Origin of the sequence: Ahrensia sp. 13_GOM-1096m, assembly GCF_000620605.1 — a bacterium.
Taxonomy (GTDB): Bacteria; Pseudomonadota; Alphaproteobacteria; order Rhizobiales; family Rhizobiaceae; genus Ahrensia; species Ahrensia kielensis.
The window spans coordinates 227,839-243,591 of record NZ_JIAX01000006.1 but is presented as its reverse complement, the minus strand read 5'-3'; the positions used below and the strand labels follow the sequence as shown (position 1 = coordinate 243,591).

14 protein-coding genes are annotated in these 15,753 nt (G+C 48.5%); 5 read left to right on the top strand and 9 right to left on the bottom strand.

Features of this window, described 5'->3' with window-relative positions; translation table 11 throughout:
• Nucleotides 1-34 precede the first annotated feature (34 nt).
• The 4 genes from N530_RS0101515 to N530_RS0101500 are packed head-to-tail and all read left to right on the top strand — an operon-like array spanning nucleotide 35 to nucleotide 4,888.
• Entirely contained in the window at nucleotides 35-1,150 is a 1,116-nt protein-coding gene (locus N530_RS0101515; RefSeq protein ID WP_026479245.1) for a microcin C ABC transporter permease YejB, read from the top strand.
• On the top strand, nucleotides 1,150-2,289 hold the full coding sequence (locus N530_RS0101510) for an ABC transporter permease (RefSeq protein WP_018688826.1): 1,140 nt from the start codon (nucleotides 1,150-1,152) through the stop codon (nucleotides 2,287-2,289). The genes N530_RS0101515 and N530_RS0101510 overlap by 1 nt, the downstream gene beginning before the upstream one ends.
• Nucleotides 2,286-3,941 carry an ABC transporter ATP-binding protein gene (locus tag N530_RS0101505; RefSeq protein ID WP_051540691.1) on the top strand — a complete coding sequence of 552 codons (1,656 nt, stop codon included), beginning with the start codon at nucleotides 2,286-2,288 and terminating at the stop codon, nucleotides 3,939-3,941. Before N530_RS0101510 ends, N530_RS0101505 begins: the two co-directional genes overlap by 4 nt.
• Nucleotides 3,941-4,888, top strand: coding sequence for a glyoxylate/hydroxypyruvate reductase A (locus N530_RS0101500; protein ID WP_026479243.1), 948 nt, complete (start codon nucleotides 3,941-3,943; stop codon nucleotides 4,886-4,888). Before N530_RS0101505 ends, N530_RS0101500 begins: the two co-directional genes overlap by 1 nt.
• Here the strand turns inward: N530_RS0101500 and N530_RS0101495 are convergent.
• From N530_RS0101495 to N530_RS0101485, 3 genes are all read right to left on the bottom strand, one after another.
• Nucleotides 4,885-5,757, bottom strand: a complete 873-nt coding sequence (locus N530_RS0101495) for an NlpC/P60 family protein (RefSeq protein WP_026479242.1) — start codon at nucleotides 5,755-5,757, stop codon at nucleotides 4,885-4,887. The genes N530_RS0101500 and N530_RS0101495 overlap by 4 nt on opposite strands.
• Complete coding sequence (locus N530_RS0101490; protein ID WP_018688830.1) at nucleotides 5,754-6,104, bottom strand: helix-turn-helix domain-containing protein; 351 nt, start codon at nucleotides 6,102-6,104, stop codon at nucleotides 5,754-5,756. Before N530_RS0101490 ends, N530_RS0101495 begins: the two co-directional genes overlap by 4 nt.
• 89 nt (nucleotides 6,105-6,193) lie before the next feature.
• Entirely contained in the window at nucleotides 6,194-7,657 is a 1,464-nt protein-coding gene (locus N530_RS0101485) for a M17 family metallopeptidase (protein WP_026479241.1), read from the bottom strand.
• A gap of 48 nt (nucleotides 7,658-7,705) precedes the next feature.
• Here N530_RS0101485 and N530_RS0101480 point away from each other — a divergent pair, with 48 nt between their 5' ends.
• Complete coding sequence (locus tag N530_RS0101480; RefSeq protein ID WP_026479240.1) at nucleotides 7,706-8,527, top strand: tetratricopeptide repeat protein; 822 nt, start codon at nucleotides 7,706-7,708, stop codon at nucleotides 8,525-8,527.
• A 101-nt stretch (nucleotides 8,528-8,628) separates the two neighbouring features.
• On the opposite strand, the gene N530_RS0101475 is transcribed toward N530_RS0101480, so the two are convergent.
• The 6 genes from N530_RS0101475 to N530_RS0101450 are packed head-to-tail and all read right to left on the bottom strand — an operon-like array spanning nucleotide 8,629 to nucleotide 15,720.
• Nucleotides 8,629-9,630 (bottom strand): type II secretion system F family protein, encoded by a 1,002-nt coding sequence (locus N530_RS0101475; RefSeq protein ID WP_026479239.1) that lies wholly within the window; start codon nucleotides 9,628-9,630, stop codon nucleotides 8,629-8,631.
• A gap of 12 nt (nucleotides 9,631-9,642) precedes the next feature.
• Nucleotides 9,643-10,656, bottom strand: coding sequence for a type II secretion system F family protein (locus N530_RS0101470; RefSeq protein ID WP_026479238.1), 1,014 nt, complete (start codon nucleotides 10,654-10,656; stop codon nucleotides 9,643-9,645).
• Nucleotides 10,656-12,176, bottom strand: coding sequence for a CpaF family protein (locus N530_RS0101465; protein WP_026479237.1), 1,521 nt, complete (start codon nucleotides 12,174-12,176; stop codon nucleotides 10,656-10,658). The genes N530_RS0101470 and N530_RS0101465 overlap by 1 nt, the downstream gene beginning before the upstream one ends.
• Before the next feature lie 28 nt (nucleotides 12,177-12,204).
• A complete protein-coding gene (locus tag N530_RS0101460) occupies nucleotides 12,205-13,488 on the bottom strand; it encodes a CpaE family protein (protein WP_026479236.1) in 1,284 nt (427 codons plus the stop codon).
• A gap of 51 nt (nucleotides 13,489-13,539) precedes the next feature.
• Nucleotides 13,540-14,190 carry a CpaD family pilus assembly lipoprotein gene (locus N530_RS0101455; RefSeq protein WP_026479235.1) on the bottom strand — a complete coding sequence of 217 codons (651 nt, stop codon included), beginning with the start codon at nucleotides 14,188-14,190 and terminating at the stop codon, nucleotides 13,540-13,542.
• 15 nt (nucleotides 14,191-14,205) lie between these two features.
• The gene (locus N530_RS0101450) at nucleotides 14,206-15,720 is read right to left on the bottom strand and encodes a type II and III secretion system protein family protein (RefSeq protein ID WP_035266192.1); all 1,515 of its coding nucleotides are present in this window, start codon (nucleotides 15,718-15,720) and stop codon (nucleotides 14,206-14,208) included.
• Nucleotides 15,721-15,753 lie beyond the last annotated feature (33 nt).

Genomic DNA, 15,753 nt, shown 5'->3' with positions numbered 1-15,753 from the left:
GAGTTCACTTTCCAGCAGTGGGGAGCGCTGAAGCATGGGTGCTTATATCCTCCGACGTCTTCTTTTAATGATACCGACTATTTTGGGCATCATGGCGATATCTTTCACCGTTGTGCAATTTGCGCCGGGCGGTCCGGTTGAACAGGTTATTGCTCAACTCACAGGCCAAGGCGGAGATGCGACAGACCGCATAACTGGCGGCGGCAGTGATCTTGGCGGCGGCAACGACATTGGTTCAAGCATTGAGGGCGGTGGCTCTAACAACTCTAAATATCGCGGTGCGCAAGGGCTTGATCCGGAGTTTATCGCTGACCTCGAGCGGCAATTCGGTTTTGACAAACCACCTTTAGAGCGCTTCGCGCTGATGGTTTGGAACTATGCACGTTTTGATTTTGGCGACAGCTACTTTCGCGACATATCGGTTATTGATCTAATAATTGAAAAAATGCCGGTTTCCATATCGCTTGGCCTCTGGATAACGTTACTTTCTTACGCGATCTCTATTCCACTTGGCATTAAAAAAGCCATATCGGACGGCTCATCGTTTGACACATGGACCAGCGGCATCATCATTCTTGCCTATGCGATACCGGGATTTCTGTTTGCTATCCTTTTGATCGTTCTTTTTGCAGGCGGTTCATTTTATGATCTGTTTCCACTGCGCGGTCTTGTGTCTGATAATTTTGCGCAGCTTGCATGGTATGAAAAAATCATCGACTATTTCTGGCACCTTGCGCTGCCTTTAACAGCACTTGTTTTATCGGCATTTGCGACCACAACCTTGCTCACCAAGAACTCGTTTCTCGATGAAATCCGCAAGCAATATGTTACAACAGCACGCGCCAAAGGGCTTGGCGAAAACAAGGTTCTTTATGGCCACGTATTTAGAAATGCGATGCTGATTATCATTGCCGGATTTCCTGCAGCCTTCATCTCTGCATTTTTCACAGGTTCATTATTGATTGAAACAATCTTCTCACTCGATGGGCTTGGATTGCTTGGTTTCAAATCGGTCGTTGATCGTGATTATCCGGTTGTCTTTGGAACGCTTTATATTTTCTCATTGATGGGACTGCTCGTCAGCCTGCTTTCTGACTTGATGTACACTTGGGTGGACCCACGTATTGATTTTGAATCGAGGGATGTTTGATGGCTGATACCACCATGACATCACAAGCGCCGGCAAAGCGTCCGTTTCTATCGCCTATCAATCAGCGGCGTTGGCAGAACTTTAAAGCCAATCGTCGTGGTTACTGGTCGCTGTGGATTTTCCTCATACTGTTCATCCTTTCGCTCGGTGCAGAATTCATAGCCAACGACAAGCCAATTCTCGTATCGTATAAGGGTGAAATACTGACGCCTGTTTTCGTCAATTATCCGGAAGAAAAATTCGGCGGATTCCTTGCGCGTACAGATTATACCGACCCCTTCATACAAGAAGAAATCGAAACCAATGGTTGGATGATCTGGCCGCCTGTTCGTTTTTCATACAGAACCGTGAACAAGGAAGTACCGACAACGGCACCATCAAAGCCAGCTTTCCTGTTTGATACACGCGAAGAGCTTTGTGCACGCTATGCAGAAGGTGTGAACGATCCGAACTGCACATATGGAAACTTCAACTGGCTTGGCACAGATGATCAGGCACGGGACGTTTTTGCTCGCACACTTTACGGCTTTCGCATATCGGTTCTGTTCGGTTTAATTCTAACCGCATTGTCAGCTGTTGTTGGTGTGGCAGCGGGAGCTGTGCAGGGCTATTTCGGCGGCTGGACCGATTTGATTATGCAGCGCATCATTGAGATCTGGTCCTCTATCCCTGTGCTTTATATCTTGCTCATTATGGCTGCCGTATTGCCACCCGGCTTCTGGATATTGCTTGGCATTATGCTTTTGTTCTCTTGGGTTGGTTTTGTCGGCATTGTACGCGCAGAATTTTTGCGTGCGCGCAATTTTGAATATGTGAATGCGGCACGCGCCCTGGGGGTATCAAACCGCACGATCATGTTCCGCCATCTGTTGCCTAATGCGATGGTCGCGACATTGACATTCCTGCCGTTCATTTTGAACGGTTCGATTACCACGCTCACATCGCTGGATTTTCTTGGCTTTGGTTTACCGCCAGGCTCGGCATCACTTGGCGAATTGATCTTGCAAGGCAAAAACAATTTGCAGGCACCTTGGCTCGGTTTCTCTGGGTTCATTGTGATTTCCATTATGCTTTCGCTCCTGATTTTCATCGGTGAAGCAACACGTGATGCGTTTGACCCAAGAAAGACATTTGCATGAGCGGCGCGCAGAATAATAATACTTCGGCAGCGCCGCTTCTTTCCGTTCGCAATTTGGCGGTTGATTTCACGCAAGGCGGCGCAACCACACGCGCCGTCGATGGTGTTTCCTTTGACCTCGGTGCCCGTGAAACCGTGGCGCTGGTGGGCGAATCTGGTTCAGGAAAATCCGTCACAGCGAACTCTATTTTGAAGCTTTTACAATATCCTGCGGCGAGCCATCCGCATGGTGAGATTTGGTTTGACGGACAAGACTTGATGAAAGCGCCAGACGCAGCGCTGCGCCGTGTTCGCGGCAATGATGTCACGATGATCTTTCAAGAGCCAATGACATCGCTCAATCCGCTCCATTCGATTGAAAAGCAGATCGGCGAAATCTTGCGGCTGCACCAGACCGTGCCAGACGCAAAAGTTCGCAGCCATATCATCAGCCTGCTTGAACAGGTCGGTATCCGCGATGCTGAAAAGCGCCTGCCCGCCTATCCTCACCAAATGTCTGGCGGACAAAGACAGCGTGTGATGATCGCTATGGCGCTTGCCAATACACCTAAACTGCTCATCGCCGATGAACCAACCACAGCGCTTGATGTCACCGTTCAAGCGCAAATTCTAAAATTGCTTGATGGTCTAAAGAGCAAGTTCGATATGTCGATGCTGTTTATCACGCATGATCTGGCTATCGTTCGCAAGATTGCGGACCGTGTCTGCGTTATGACCAATGGCAAGATTGTCGAAACAGGCCCGACAGAAGACATTTTCAACAATCCTCAACATGAATACACCAAGCACTTGCTTGCTGCCGAACCAAAGGGCAGTCCGCCCAAGCTCGACAAATCATCGCCCGTCGTCATGCAAGGCGATGACATAAAAGTATGGTTTCCCATTAAACAAGGCTTCATGCGAAAGACGGTTGACCACGTGAAAGCCGTTGATGGCATTGATGTAACAGTTCGCGCTGGGCAAACACTCGGCATTGTCGGGGAATCCGGTTCCGGCAAGACGACGCTTGGTCTTGCCCTTTCGCGGCTCATTTCATCAGAAGGCAAAATCACCTTCAATGGTGCTGATATTGGCGCTCGATCATTCCGCGACATGCGCCCCGTGCGCAAAGATTTGCAAGTGGTTTTCCAAGACCCATTCGGTTCGCTCAGCCCGCGTATGTCAATCGCTGAAATTATTGCAGAGGGCTTGGAAATACATAGCCCTCACCTTTCACGCGCCGAACGCGATCAAGCCGTTGTGACCGCACTTCAGGAAGTCGGCCTAGACCCTGAAACGCGCTTTCGTTATCCGCATGAATTTTCAGGTGGGCAAAGGCAGCGCATTGCGATTGCCCGTGCCATGGTGCTGACACCAAAATTCATCATGCTGGACGAACCTACTTCCGCGCTTGATATGAGCGTACAAGCACAGGTCGTTGACCTGCTGCGCGACCTGCAAAAGAAACATAATCTGGCTTACCTTTTCATCAGCCATGATTTGAAAGTCGTGCGTGCGCTCGCCAATGAGGTCGTTGTTATGCGCAACGGAAAAGTGGTAGAATACGGTTCTGCGGAGCAGATTTTTGACGCGCCTAAAACAGATTACACTAAGGCGCTAATGGCGGCAGCATTTGATATTGAAGCGGCACCAGAAGGTATCGTTGCAGACTAATGACCAAGAAAATTCTACTTGCAGTGACCGGTTTTGACGAAGCGCTTTGGCAAGCAGAGATCGAGCGCATGGCGCCTGATCTTGAAGTTGTCACCAACATTACAGATGATGCTGCAGATGTAGAATATGCGATCGTCTGGAAGCAGAGACCCAATATATTAAGCGCGCTGCCAAATCTGAAAGTCATATTTTCTGCTGGCGCTGGTGTGGATCACATTTTTAAAGATCATACATTGCCGGACGCTCCCATCGTGCGTGTTGTTGCTGACGATTTAACAAACCGAATGAGCGAATACATCATATGGCAAGCGCTCGATCATTTGCGTCAAGGCGCGCGCTACCGGAAGCAACAGGCGGATCATGTCTGGCTGGAAGATAAAGCCCAACCTGCTGCGGATGCCGTAACGGTTGGTATCATGGGCATCGGTGCTTTGGGAATGGATGCGGCCATTAAGCTGAAAATGATCGGCTTTCATGTTATTGGCTGGAGCCGTAATCCAAAAACCAATAGCGAAATCGAGACGTTTTCAGGCACTGATGGTTTGCACGATATGCTTTCTCAAACCGACATCCTTGTCTGTCTCTTGCCTCTTACAGATGAAACACGCGGCATTATTGACGCGCAATTACTTTCAAAATTAAAGCGCAACGGGCCTCTGGGTGGCCCCGTTTTAATCAATGCTGGTCGCGGCGGGCTTCAAAGTGAGGCCGACATTCTAGCTGCGCTGAATGATGGTTCGCTTTCAGCAGCATCTCTGGATGTCTTTGAACAAGAACCGCTGGCTGGTGATAGTCCGCTTTGGTCGCACCCGCGTGTGACGGTGACACCGCATGCGGCGGCGGCGTCCAATCCTTTGGCGTTGATACCGCATATTCTCAAACAGATAGCAGCTTATGAGCGCGGCGAAACGCTAGAGAATCTCGTTGACCGTAAAGCTGGATATTAAGGTCTGCGCAGCGTTGTAGGAAATCCGTAAAGGTAGCCAATACGCTCAATTGCATCTTCTAACAATTCAACGGCTACATCCATTGTGTGCCCATTTGCGTGAATGAGTTCTTGTTCATCACGCATAATACCGACATGGCCTTTCCAAAACACCAGATCACCGCGTTGCAACCCACCATTCATCGCTGAAAAACCGAGCTCTGTACCGATGCTTGCAGCTTGCATATCTGAATCGCGTTGCACTTTCTTGCCCGCCAAAAGCAGCGACAATTGAACAAGACCGGAGCAATCAATACCAAAAGCGGAAGAACCGCCCCACAAATAAGGTGTGTGGATCAATTTTTCCGCAATCGAGACATAATCATCGACGGGTTGATCGATTGGGACGAGATGGCGTTCAATATAGAATTGCCCTTTGGAACACTTCAAATAACGAGTGCCGCGCGTTTCTGCTTCACCGACAATGGCCAAGGATGATCCCACTGACAAGATATTGCTGTGCGGCGATTTCATATCGGCTTCAGGATAAGCAAATGTGCGCGGTGCTGAAATCAAATGTGTTGAAGGCGGCGCGGTAATATCGCGCGCTGCAAGTTGGTCATCAGCAACATAGCCAACATAGTTGTCTCGCAATGATTGGCACCAAGCCCAGCCGTCCGCAACATCAAAGACACGAACCATGTCGCCATAGATCATCTGAGTATCGATGCCGAGATTGATATCTGGTTTAGGGCGCATATCGACAACAGAAGATGAAACGCGGCGACGTTCACCACGCACAAATTTGCCTGCAGTGATTTTTCCTTTGAGCGCTTCGGATGCAAGATCATCACGAAATGCATGAATTCGTCTATCCAGTTTCTCGCTCAATGCGGCAGCTCCTTACCTTTCGCAATGATATTATCAGCAAAACGCTCCAGATAGTTTGCACCCTCAACCGTTCGTGAAATGATAACATTTCTACGATCACGCGGATCACGTTGACGGCGCACCAGTTTCATCGCCCCCATTGTATCCAACGCACGGGTGATAACCGGCTTGGAAACGCCCAAATGCGCAGCCAAACCGCGAACAGTATGTGGCGGCGGATCAAGGTAAATCGTCAATAAGATTGCGGCTTGCCGCATCGTCAAATCCGGTGCGCTATCACGCACTTCGGCAAGGTTGACAGAATGCCAAAGCATGAGCGCTTGGCTCGGTTTTAGATTTATCGGCATAGAAGCTCAGCTATGTACCATTACGGGGCCGAACTAATATGCGCGATATATAGCCTGTTACGCAAGCGCAAGCACGCTCATGCACCGTTTTATGCATAGCGTTTTTGCAATGAAGCGAAGATTGCACGGATACCCTGCGCTTCGCCGCCCACAGGTGAATGTGGTTTAGCACTCGGGTTCCATCCGAAAATGTCGAAATGAGCCCAGCTCACAGCTGGATCAACAAAGCGCTGCAAGAACAATCCAGCAGTTATGGACCCGGCAAATCCATCGGTTGTCACATTATTCAGATCAGCAACCGTTGACGCGAGAGCCTGATTGTAATTCTGCCAAAGCGGCATACGCCATAACGGATCGCGCTCGCTAACAGCAGCTTCATCAACGGCCGCAGCCAATGCTTCATCATTTGTATAATAAGGTGGCAATTCTGGCCCAAGTGCAACACGCGCTGCTCCCGTCAAAGTCGCCATGTCGATAATAAGATCAGGTTTCTCTTCAGAGGCCAGCGCTAGAGCATCGCCTAATACAAGCCGCCCTTCGGCATCCGTATGGCCTATTTCAACCGTTAGCCCCTTGCGGCTTCTTAAAATATCGCCTGGTCTAAACGCGTTACCGGCGATTGCATTTTCAACGGCAGGAATGAGCACCCGCAGCCGCACATTCAATTTTGCGTCCATAATAATGCGTGCCAACGCCAATATGTTCGCAGCGCCGCCCATATCTTTTTTCATGTTACGCATTGAGCTTGCAGGTTTGATGTCCAGGCCGCCAGTATCAAAGGCAACGCCTTTACCCACAAGAGTGAGCTTTGGTGCCTTTTTATCACCCCAAGTGAAATCAATCAGGCGCGGTGCTTTTGTTGCAGCACGTCCAACAGCATGAATCATCGGGAAATTACTAGAAAGCAATGCATCGCCTTTGATGATTTTTATGCTCGCTTTATAGGACTTTGCGAGCTTGCGGCTAGCGGCCTCAATCTCATCCGGGCCCATATCTTCGGCAGGTGTATTGATAAGATCACGGGCCAGCCAGCTCGATTCGACGTGGCGCAGAATTTCATCGCGGTCGAGCGTGTCGCCTAAAACCAATTGCGGAACTCTTTGTGACGACTTTTTGTAAACATCAAAGCGATAGCTACCAAGTCCAAAACCAATTGCCGCCAATCGAAGATCTAGCCCTGCTAATGACGCAAACGTAAACGGCGTATTGGGCAGCTTCTTAGCCAACGCCCCTGTTACGAATGGGTCAGTCGCATCTCCCACGCCCAGCAGCACCATATTAATACTTTGCCCATTTTCAGCAGGAACCAGCAGAACATTGCCTACGGCGCCATCAAAGCCATTTAGGTACGCCCATGTTTTTGCTTCGCTTGGCACGGCATCTAAGTCCGACTGTGCCACGCAATGCACCGGCAATATTTTCTCGTTTTTTTGCGCTGCGCTTACAAAAATATTGTTCAACTTGAAGGCTCCTGCTTTTTTACGCACCGTACTGAGCACGGCTGTTAACTTTCCATTAGGGTTAACAGAATATTGATTAAATTGAAGGGGCATTGCGTCCACATTTTTGTGTTTCGCAAGATTCGCAGCAAGGAGATCATCATGAGGCTTGAAGAACGCACATCGGCATTTCCTAAGGCACGCAAACGGGCATATCTTTCCGTTCTAAGCGCTGTGCTGCTGAGTGCCACAGTCGCTGGCTGCGCAACAGACAGCCGCACAACAGGATCTATTAAAAACGGCAAGTCAGTGGAACGGATGAATTCCGCTGAACTGGCACAATCCGTTGATTCCTATGGTGCCGCCTATGAGCGTGATCCAAAGAACAAAGCTATTGCAATGCAATATGCATCAATTCTTCGGTCTAACAATCTCAATGAGCAAGCTGTGGCTGTCATGCGCAAAACAGCCATTCTTCATCCCGATGACCGCGATGTTCTTGCAGCATATGGCAAAGCACTTGCCGGCGCAGGTCAATTTACTGCGGCACTCGATGCAATTCAGCGCGCGCAAGACCCAACGCGGCCAGATTGGCGTCTCGTATCGGCAGAAGGCGCAATCTACGATCAAACAGGTCGTCCAGAAGAAGCCCGTGATCTTTATCAAAAAGCGCTGCAAATGCGCCCAAATGAGCCGTCAATTCTATCAAACATAGCGATCAGCCACTTGTTGGTAAATGATCTTCCGACCGCCGAACGCTATTTGCGTGAAGCTGTAAAACAACCAACAGCCGATAGCCGTGTGCGCCAAAACCTTGCGATGGTGGTTGGTCTTCAAGGTCGCTTTGATGAGGCAATGGCCATTGCACAGCGCGAACTTTCACCTCAGCAGGCACAGGCCAATGTTGAGTATCTACGCAAAATTCTATCGCAGCAAAATGCATGGAACATGATAAAAGAAGAAGACAAGAAGAGCGCTCAGTAAAAGCCTTCCTTTCTTTTTAAAAACCTTAACAATAAAAACCCGCTTCTGAAGCTTCAGAGGCGGGTTTTTTATTTTCATAATTTGCGGACTATTTCTTATCTTTAGAAGATACCACCACGCTGCGTAACCTGAATAGCTGCAGGCCCAAGGATTACACCAAAGAGCACAGGCAGGAAGAAAAGGATCATCGGAACAGTAAGCTTTGGCGGTAGAGCCGCTGCTTTTTTCTCAGCTTCATTCAGACGTATCTGGCGGCTTTCGCCTGCAAGAACACGCAATGCTTGACCCACAGGCGTACCATATCGCTCGGCCTGAATGAGCGCTTGTGTAACGCCTTTTACAGCGTCCAAGCCAGTACGCATATATAAGTTCTCATACGCTTTTCTGCGCTCAGATAAGAACGAAAGTTCTGCGCCAACCAACACCATTTCTTCGGCAAGCGCTGTCGATTGCATGCCTATCTCAGCTGCCACTCTGCGGAAACCAGCCTCGATAGACATACCCGATTCAACGCAGATCAATAATAGATCAAGCGCATCTGGCCATGCTTTGGTTATCGAGGTTTTGCGCTGTGATGCTTTGTTACTTACATAAAAATTAGGTGCATAAAAGCCTATGGCCGCACATCCAAGGCAGTATATAATCTTCATGTTTGTTGGCTTATCGGGAAAGCCATCAAATACGAACATGTAAACTACCCCGGCTCCAAAAGTCAGGAATGGTAAAACAAGGCGCATGAAAAGAAACAAATTGAGCGGCCCTTGACCGCGAAAGCCTGCAGCACGCAGTTTTGAAATTGTTTTATCATCGGCAAGGGCTTTTTTCAAATCCAAACGTTCAACGATGGACTTAACACTGCCTTTATCCTTGCTATCAACACGCAAAGATGCTCGCCCGTTCTGTTTTTCAGATACCAGTCGAGCCCGCTCACGCGCCCGAATTTCATCGCGCTCAGTCGCGACCGATTTCATCCGGTTTTTAAGCTCGTTGCCGCCCAGTGCCGGTGCAAGCAGTGTGAAAATAGTGGCAAAAACACTAATAGAAACCAGAACAGCGATTAAGAACTGCCCTGAGGTGAGTAGTGCTACAATATCTGAAGACATGAACCTGCTCCCCTATACCTCAAAGTTAATCATTTGGCGCATGACGAATACGCCGATGGACATCCAAACAGCAGAGACACCCAAAATGAGAAATCCTTGATCTGTTGTGAAAAGGAGCCCGATATATTCCGGACTACTAAAGTGAACCAGAATAGCAACAATTGGCGGCAATGCGGCAATAATTGCTGCCGAAGCTTTTGCTTCCATCGACATTGCGGCAACTTTTGCTTTCATTTGTGCGCGCGAACGCAACACACCTGAAAGGTTGCCCAAAGCTTCAGATAAGTTACCACCGGCCTGCGATTGGATTTGAATAACGATTGCAAAAAAGTTTGCCTCTGAACACGGCATAGTTTGATACATACGCAAGCAAGCCTCAGGCACTGACATACCAAGTTGCTGCGACTCAATTATCCGGCGAAATTCCGTTTGCACCGGCTCACGTGCCTCTGTTGCAATAAGACGCAAACCATCATTCAATGGCAAACCTGACTTGATTGCGCGAACGATAATGTCAATCGAGTTTGGAAATTCTGCTAAAAAGCTCTTGATCCGGCGCTTGCGGAGAAATGAAATAATCCAACGCGGCAAACCAAGTCCTGCAGCGAATGCTATTCCAATGCAATAAATTGCAGGAAAGCCAAAGATCAATGCTGCAAATGCCGAACCGCCGCCTATAGCAGCAGAGTAAATATAAAACATCCGAATATCGAGCTTCAAACCCGCCTGCAGAATTTGCGTCTTCAGGTTTGGTTTGGTTGCATTTTTCTCGCGCGCTTTGTTACGCTCTTCAAGATCATTAAGCGACTCTGTGATCTGTTTGCGTCGTTTTTGACCTTCTTGAGCGCGGTCAACCTCAACACGTTTCGACACTGTGTCCGTCTTGACAGACTTGACCTTTGACATTCTGCGCTTACGGACTTTTTCCGCCTGCAACGATGGTAACATCAATGCATACATGACGCCGCCGATACTAAGCCCGGCAAGCGCCATAACGGCTAGCTCAATGGATGATAGGCCGAAGATCATTCGATCACCTCCATTGCATCTAGTGCCTCAGAAAGACGCACTTCTTCGTTGAAATAACGTGCGCGCTCCCACATTTGAGGGCGGCCAACGCCTGTAGAGCGATGTTTACCGATAAATTTGCCATCAGCATCTTCGCCAGTAATATCATACAGCATGAGATCCTGCGTGATGATGACATCACCTTCCATGCCAATGACTTCAGTAATATGGGTAATTCGGCGAGAACCATCACGCAAACGCGCAGCCTGAATGATAATATCAACAGACCCACAAATAATTTCACGCACGGTTTTTTGCGGCAACGTATAGCCACCCATCGCAATCATTGATTCCATACGACTTAGACACTCGCGCGGGGTGTTAGCGTGGATTGTACCCATTGAACCATCGTGACCAGTATTCATCGCCTGCAAAAGGTCAAACACCTCTGGTCCACGAACCTCACCAACAATGATGCGTTCTGGGCGCATACGAAGGCAGTTTTTGACAAGGTCAGTCATTGTGATCTGACCTTCGCCCTCTAAGTTCGGCGGCCTTGTTTCAAGGCGCACAACATGCGGCTGCTGAAGCTGAAGTTCGGCAGAGTCTTCGCATGTGATGACACGCTCATCTTTATCAACATAGTTGGTCAAACAGTTGAGCAAAGTTGTTTTACCCGAACCCGTACCGCCAGAAATGACGACATTACATCGCACACGTCCAATAATTTGTAGGATCGTTGCACCCTCCGGCGAAATTGAACCAAATTTTGTCAGCTGATCAAGTGTGAGCTTGTCTTTCTTAAACTTACGAATCGTTAGTGCAGCGCCATCAATCGCCAATGGCGGTGCAATAACGTTAACACGTGAACCATCCGCAAGACGCGCATCACAGATTGGGCTAGATTCATCAACGCGGCGGCCCACCTGGCTCACAATTCGTTGACAAATTGAAAGCAATTGCTGGCCATCACGAAAGCGAATACCCGCATCAATAACCTTACCGTTTACCTCGATATAAGCAGCATCTGGGCCGTTGATCATGATATCGGCAATATCATCACGTGCAAGCAAGGGCTCTAACGGTCCATAACCCAACACATCGTTACAGATATCTTCAAGCAATTCTTCCTGCTCGGAGATGGTCATCGCATAGTTTTTGATAGCGATGATATCATTGACGATATCACGAATTTCTTCGCGTGCGCTTTCAGCGTCTAGCTTTGCAAGCTGCGACAGGTCGATTGTCTCAATCAGCGCAGAGAACACCTGTGATTTGGTGTCATAATAGGCATCATCGCGATTAGGGCGTTTTTGGGTTGGCTGCTCCATAGACATAGGAGGCGCTTCAACTTTCGCACGTGGCGTCTCTTTAGCAGGTGCCTTGGGAGCATCAACTGTCGGTGCCAAAGCTTCCGACACATGCTGTTTTTCAACAGCATTTTCCATCGGTTTAGATGCCGGTTCGTTTATAACGGGTTTTGCTTGCGTTTTAGCGCTCGCAAAGGATGAACCCCCGGATCCTTTTTTACCAAACATTGAATTACCTCGTAACTCGAACTTGAAATTACTTCTTCTTCAGTTTTGCCAAAATGCCTTTTAGGCCGCCCTTTGGTTTTGCTGAAACTGCGCCGCGACCCGTTATAATATGTGCAAGATCAGAGATCGTTGTAACGATTGGGCTAGCACTGTCAGACTCCGCCAGCATTCGGCCATTATTAGATGCTGTGCCAAATAAATGCGGATCAAATGGAATGATCGCAGATGCTTCCATATCCAGTGAATCCAAGAAATCATTGACGCTAATCTCAGGTCTTTTAGGCACGCCCACTTGGTTGAGGACCAGTTTCGGCGCGAAATCATTTGGGCGTAGTTTCTTCAGCGTATCGACCATGTTTTTGGTGTTACGCAAATTTGCCAATTCCGGCGTTGCAACAATGATAACTTCATCGGCACGCGAAAGCGTTGTGCGTGTCCAACCATTCCATACATGTGGAATATCAAGCACAACGGAAGGAGCCGTGCGCTGAGCAACGTCGATTAATTGTGCGAAATCTTCCGCTCCAAAGTCGTAAACCTTGTCGAGCATTGATGGCGCAGCAAGCAGTGAAAGATGTTCAGCACATGTTGCGAGCAACCGATCAAGATAAACCTCATCAATGCGATCCGGTGAGAAAACAGCTTCTGCAATACCTTGCGCAGGGTCTTGGTCAAAGTTGATATTGGCGGTGCCAAAAGGCAAATCCATATCTGCGACGACGACTTCGTTTTGGAAAAGCGTCGAAATAGACCAAGCAACATTATGAGCAATCGTGGATGAACCAACCCCGCCCTTAGCGCCGATAAAAGCCATTGTTTTACCTAATGGCTCCGCATCAGGATCAATGAACAGCATTGTAATAACCGCCATAAGATCGGCAATTGATACCGGCGCTACGATGTATTCAGAAATACCATTGCGAACTAAGTCGCGGTATAGCGAAACATCATTGTGGTGACCAATGATGACCACACGCGTCGATGGATCACAAACTTCTGCAAGCTCATTAAGCCCGTTCATGAGCTCATCTGGACGAGCGGAAGTCTCAAGAATGATCAAGTTCGGAGTTGGTGCTGTTTGATAAAATTCCACAGCAGCACCAATACCGCCCATATAGGTTCGCATTTGAGCTTTTGCCATGCGGCGGTCTTCTGCCATACGCTCGATAGGCCCAGAGACCCCTTGCGTTTCACAAAATGCCTGAATTGTTATGCGCGGTACAGGGCGCACATTTTGCAATTCATCCGGCTCGAAGCTAGCGCTTGGCATGGCAGCCATTTCGTTTTCGTCTTTAAATGCAGCGTCTGACATTGTTTTTCACCCTAGGGGTCTAGTTCATTAATTTTACAAGCGCGAAGGCTTTTAACTGCCAGTTTTATACTTGGCGATCACGTTGCCTCGGTTTTCTGCGTCAATTGGTGTTTCTTTGCGTGGCCCAAGCAAATCGCCTGGGTTGGCAATTTGTGCCGCAAGATTATTCTGTGTTGAACAGCCAAAATCAGCATAGTTTTCGTTCTCAGGCGTTTCCGCAAGGTCTTCAGGCCATTGGCCACATTGCCCCGTGGAGGCAGTTACCGAGCGAAATGACAAACGTATTGGTGCAGATGAACCATGCTGTGACGCGTCATAGGATTGGATCGCAATGTTGTTGCGATGTTGCCCACTTTTTTCAATAGCTTTAACAATCTGTCCCTGAACAAAACTCGCCGCAGAACTGTTTGCAGATCCAGAAGGCATCAACATAACAATTGTGCCCGTGCCAGATGTTTGAAACCTCTGCGCAAAAGCCTCTACATTACTCAGCGCGGCGTAGTTCAGTCTTTGAGCTCCGGATGCGACAGGAATATCTAAAACCTGCTCTTGCTCTGAAAGCACGATTGGATGACGCTTGGTGTAGTCATTTGCGACACTGCTTACAGTCATATTATCGCGCTGTTGTAGCCCCGCGCATCCTGAAAGAAGAGAAACGCACAGCACAGCCGCTGCTGAAGTTTTTAATTTACCGGCAAACATGTTTGCGTACTCCAATTACTTGTAAATGAAACCAACGGCACCGTGATAACGGCCAGTCGGCATTTGTTGGTCTGTGCTTCCATAGATACGGTTGAGGCGGCCAAGTAGGTTGCCAACTGAATCTGATGATGGTGCAAAATTATCTGTCGGCAACGCGATTTGTGAGGCTGCGACAGCGCGCACCAGATACGGCGTAACCATGATAACCAACTCGGATTCGCTGCGAATAAAGTCACGGCTTCTAAACAGCGTCCCAAGAATTGGAAGCTTTGACAATCCTGGAAAACCACTGACAACCTGTCTGACATCATCGCGGATGAGACCGGCAATCATCATCGAGCCACCAGATGGCAACTCAACGGTTGTTTCAGCTTCACGGCGACGAATAGACAATACATTTGTTGCGGAGGCCCTGCTGGCACCAGCAGCTAGAGGAACGCTTCCCTCTGTTGTCGGCTCGGACACTTCAGTTTTTATGCGCAGACTAATCCGGCCAGGTGAAAGAACGACAGGTGTGAACTCAAGTCTAACACCATAGTCAATCTTATCGATTCCATATGTGGTTTGGCCGGTTTCATCATCAAAGCTAGCCCCTGAAATAACATTATAGGTTCCGCCTGCGAAAAACTTTGCAGGTTCGCCTGATATTGCGGTCAAAGTTGGCGCGGACAGGGTTTTCATCACCCCAGCCTCTTCCATTGCTTTGAAATAGGCGTTGATATTCAAACCGCCGATTGAGCCGCCAAGGCTAACACCTGTATTGGCAAGCGGTTTACCAAGTGCGCCAGCAATGGTTTCGGAAATACCACTATAGGAAAGTCCGGAAGATGAACCATTACCAATCAAGTTCATACCAAGTTGCTTCATCACAGATCGCTGAATTTCTGCAACGGTCACTTTTAGTGTGACCTGGTCGCCGCCTGCGATTTCCAATAGATTGACGATTTGACTATCGCCGCGTGAAAATAAAGCCAAGAAGCTCTCAGCGCCATTGTTAGTCGCATCGCCGCCCTTAACGAAAATTTCGGCCAGTTTTGCAGCTTTAGCTGAATCCTGCGGTGTCTGCACCGATCCGGTTAGCACGATATTGTCGTTGATAATCTCCGTTTTAATATTTGATCCTGCTATAAAGCGCTCAAGATAACGATCGAGCCCAGCCACATCGCGTTCAACCTGCAACTGCAAACTAACCATCTGATTGCCGTTTTTATCAAAAACGAAAATATTCGTCTGACCGACTTCTTTACCAAATAGATAAATGCGGCGTGCCGTGCGTGTTACGGCATCAGCAACTTCTGGGTTAGCAACAAGAATATCATGCGCATCTTCTGGAAGCTCGAGCACCAAGGACTTGTCCAAACCAAGCACAACTTCTTCTGATCCAGAAGAGCGTTTTTGCACTTTGATAATATTCTGTGCTGCCGCCGGTGTCACACCTAGCGGCGCAAACTTTGTTGGGACTGCGGACGTCAATGCAACAACTGTGCCTGCCAAGAGTAAGATCTTAAAGCTTTTTGCAACTTTGGACATATGACTGCTCTTTATATTTGTGGATTCTTGTTT

Coding starts and splice junctions, on each gene's coding strand:
- N530_RS0101515 (WP_026479245.1), top strand. CDS start 35: ATGGGTGCTTATATCCTCCGACGTCTTCTTTTAATGATACCGACTATT.
- N530_RS0101510 (WP_018688826.1), top strand. CDS start 1,150: ATGGCTGATACCACCATGACATCACAAGCGCCGGCAAAGCGTCCGTTT.
- N530_RS0101505 (WP_051540691.1), top strand. CDS start 2,286: ATGAGCGGCGCGCAGAATAATAATACTTCGGCAGCGCCGCTTCTTTCC.
- N530_RS0101500 (WP_026479243.1), top strand. CDS start 3,941: ATGACCAAGAAAATTCTACTTGCAGTGACCGGTTTTGACGAAGCGCTT.
- N530_RS0101490 (WP_018688830.1), bottom strand. CDS start 6,104: ATGCCGATAAATCTAAAACCGAGCCAAGCGCTCATGCTTTGGCATTCT.
- N530_RS0101485 (WP_026479241.1), bottom strand. CDS start 7,657: ATGCCCCTTCAATTTAATCAATATTCTGTTAACCCTAATGGAAAGTTA.
- N530_RS0101480 (WP_026479240.1), top strand. CDS start 7,706: ATGAGGCTTGAAGAACGCACATCGGCATTTCCTAAGGCACGCAAACGG.
- N530_RS0101475 (WP_026479239.1), bottom strand. CDS start 9,630: ATGTCTTCAGATATTGTAGCACTACTCACCTCAGGGCAGTTCTTAATC.
- N530_RS0101465 (WP_026479237.1), bottom strand. CDS start 12,176: ATGTTTGGTAAAAAAGGATCCGGGGGTTCATCCTTTGCGAGCGCTAAA.
- N530_RS0101460 (WP_026479236.1), bottom strand. CDS start 13,488: ATGTCAGACGCTGCATTTAAAGACGAAAACGAAATGGCTGCCATGCCA.
- N530_RS0101455 (WP_026479235.1), bottom strand. CDS start 14,190: ATGTTTGCCGGTAAATTAAAAACTTCAGCAGCGGCTGTGCTGTGCGTT.
- N530_RS0101450 (WP_035266192.1), bottom strand. CDS start 15,720: ATGTCCAAAGTTGCAAAAAGCTTTAAGATCTTACTCTTGGCAGGCACA.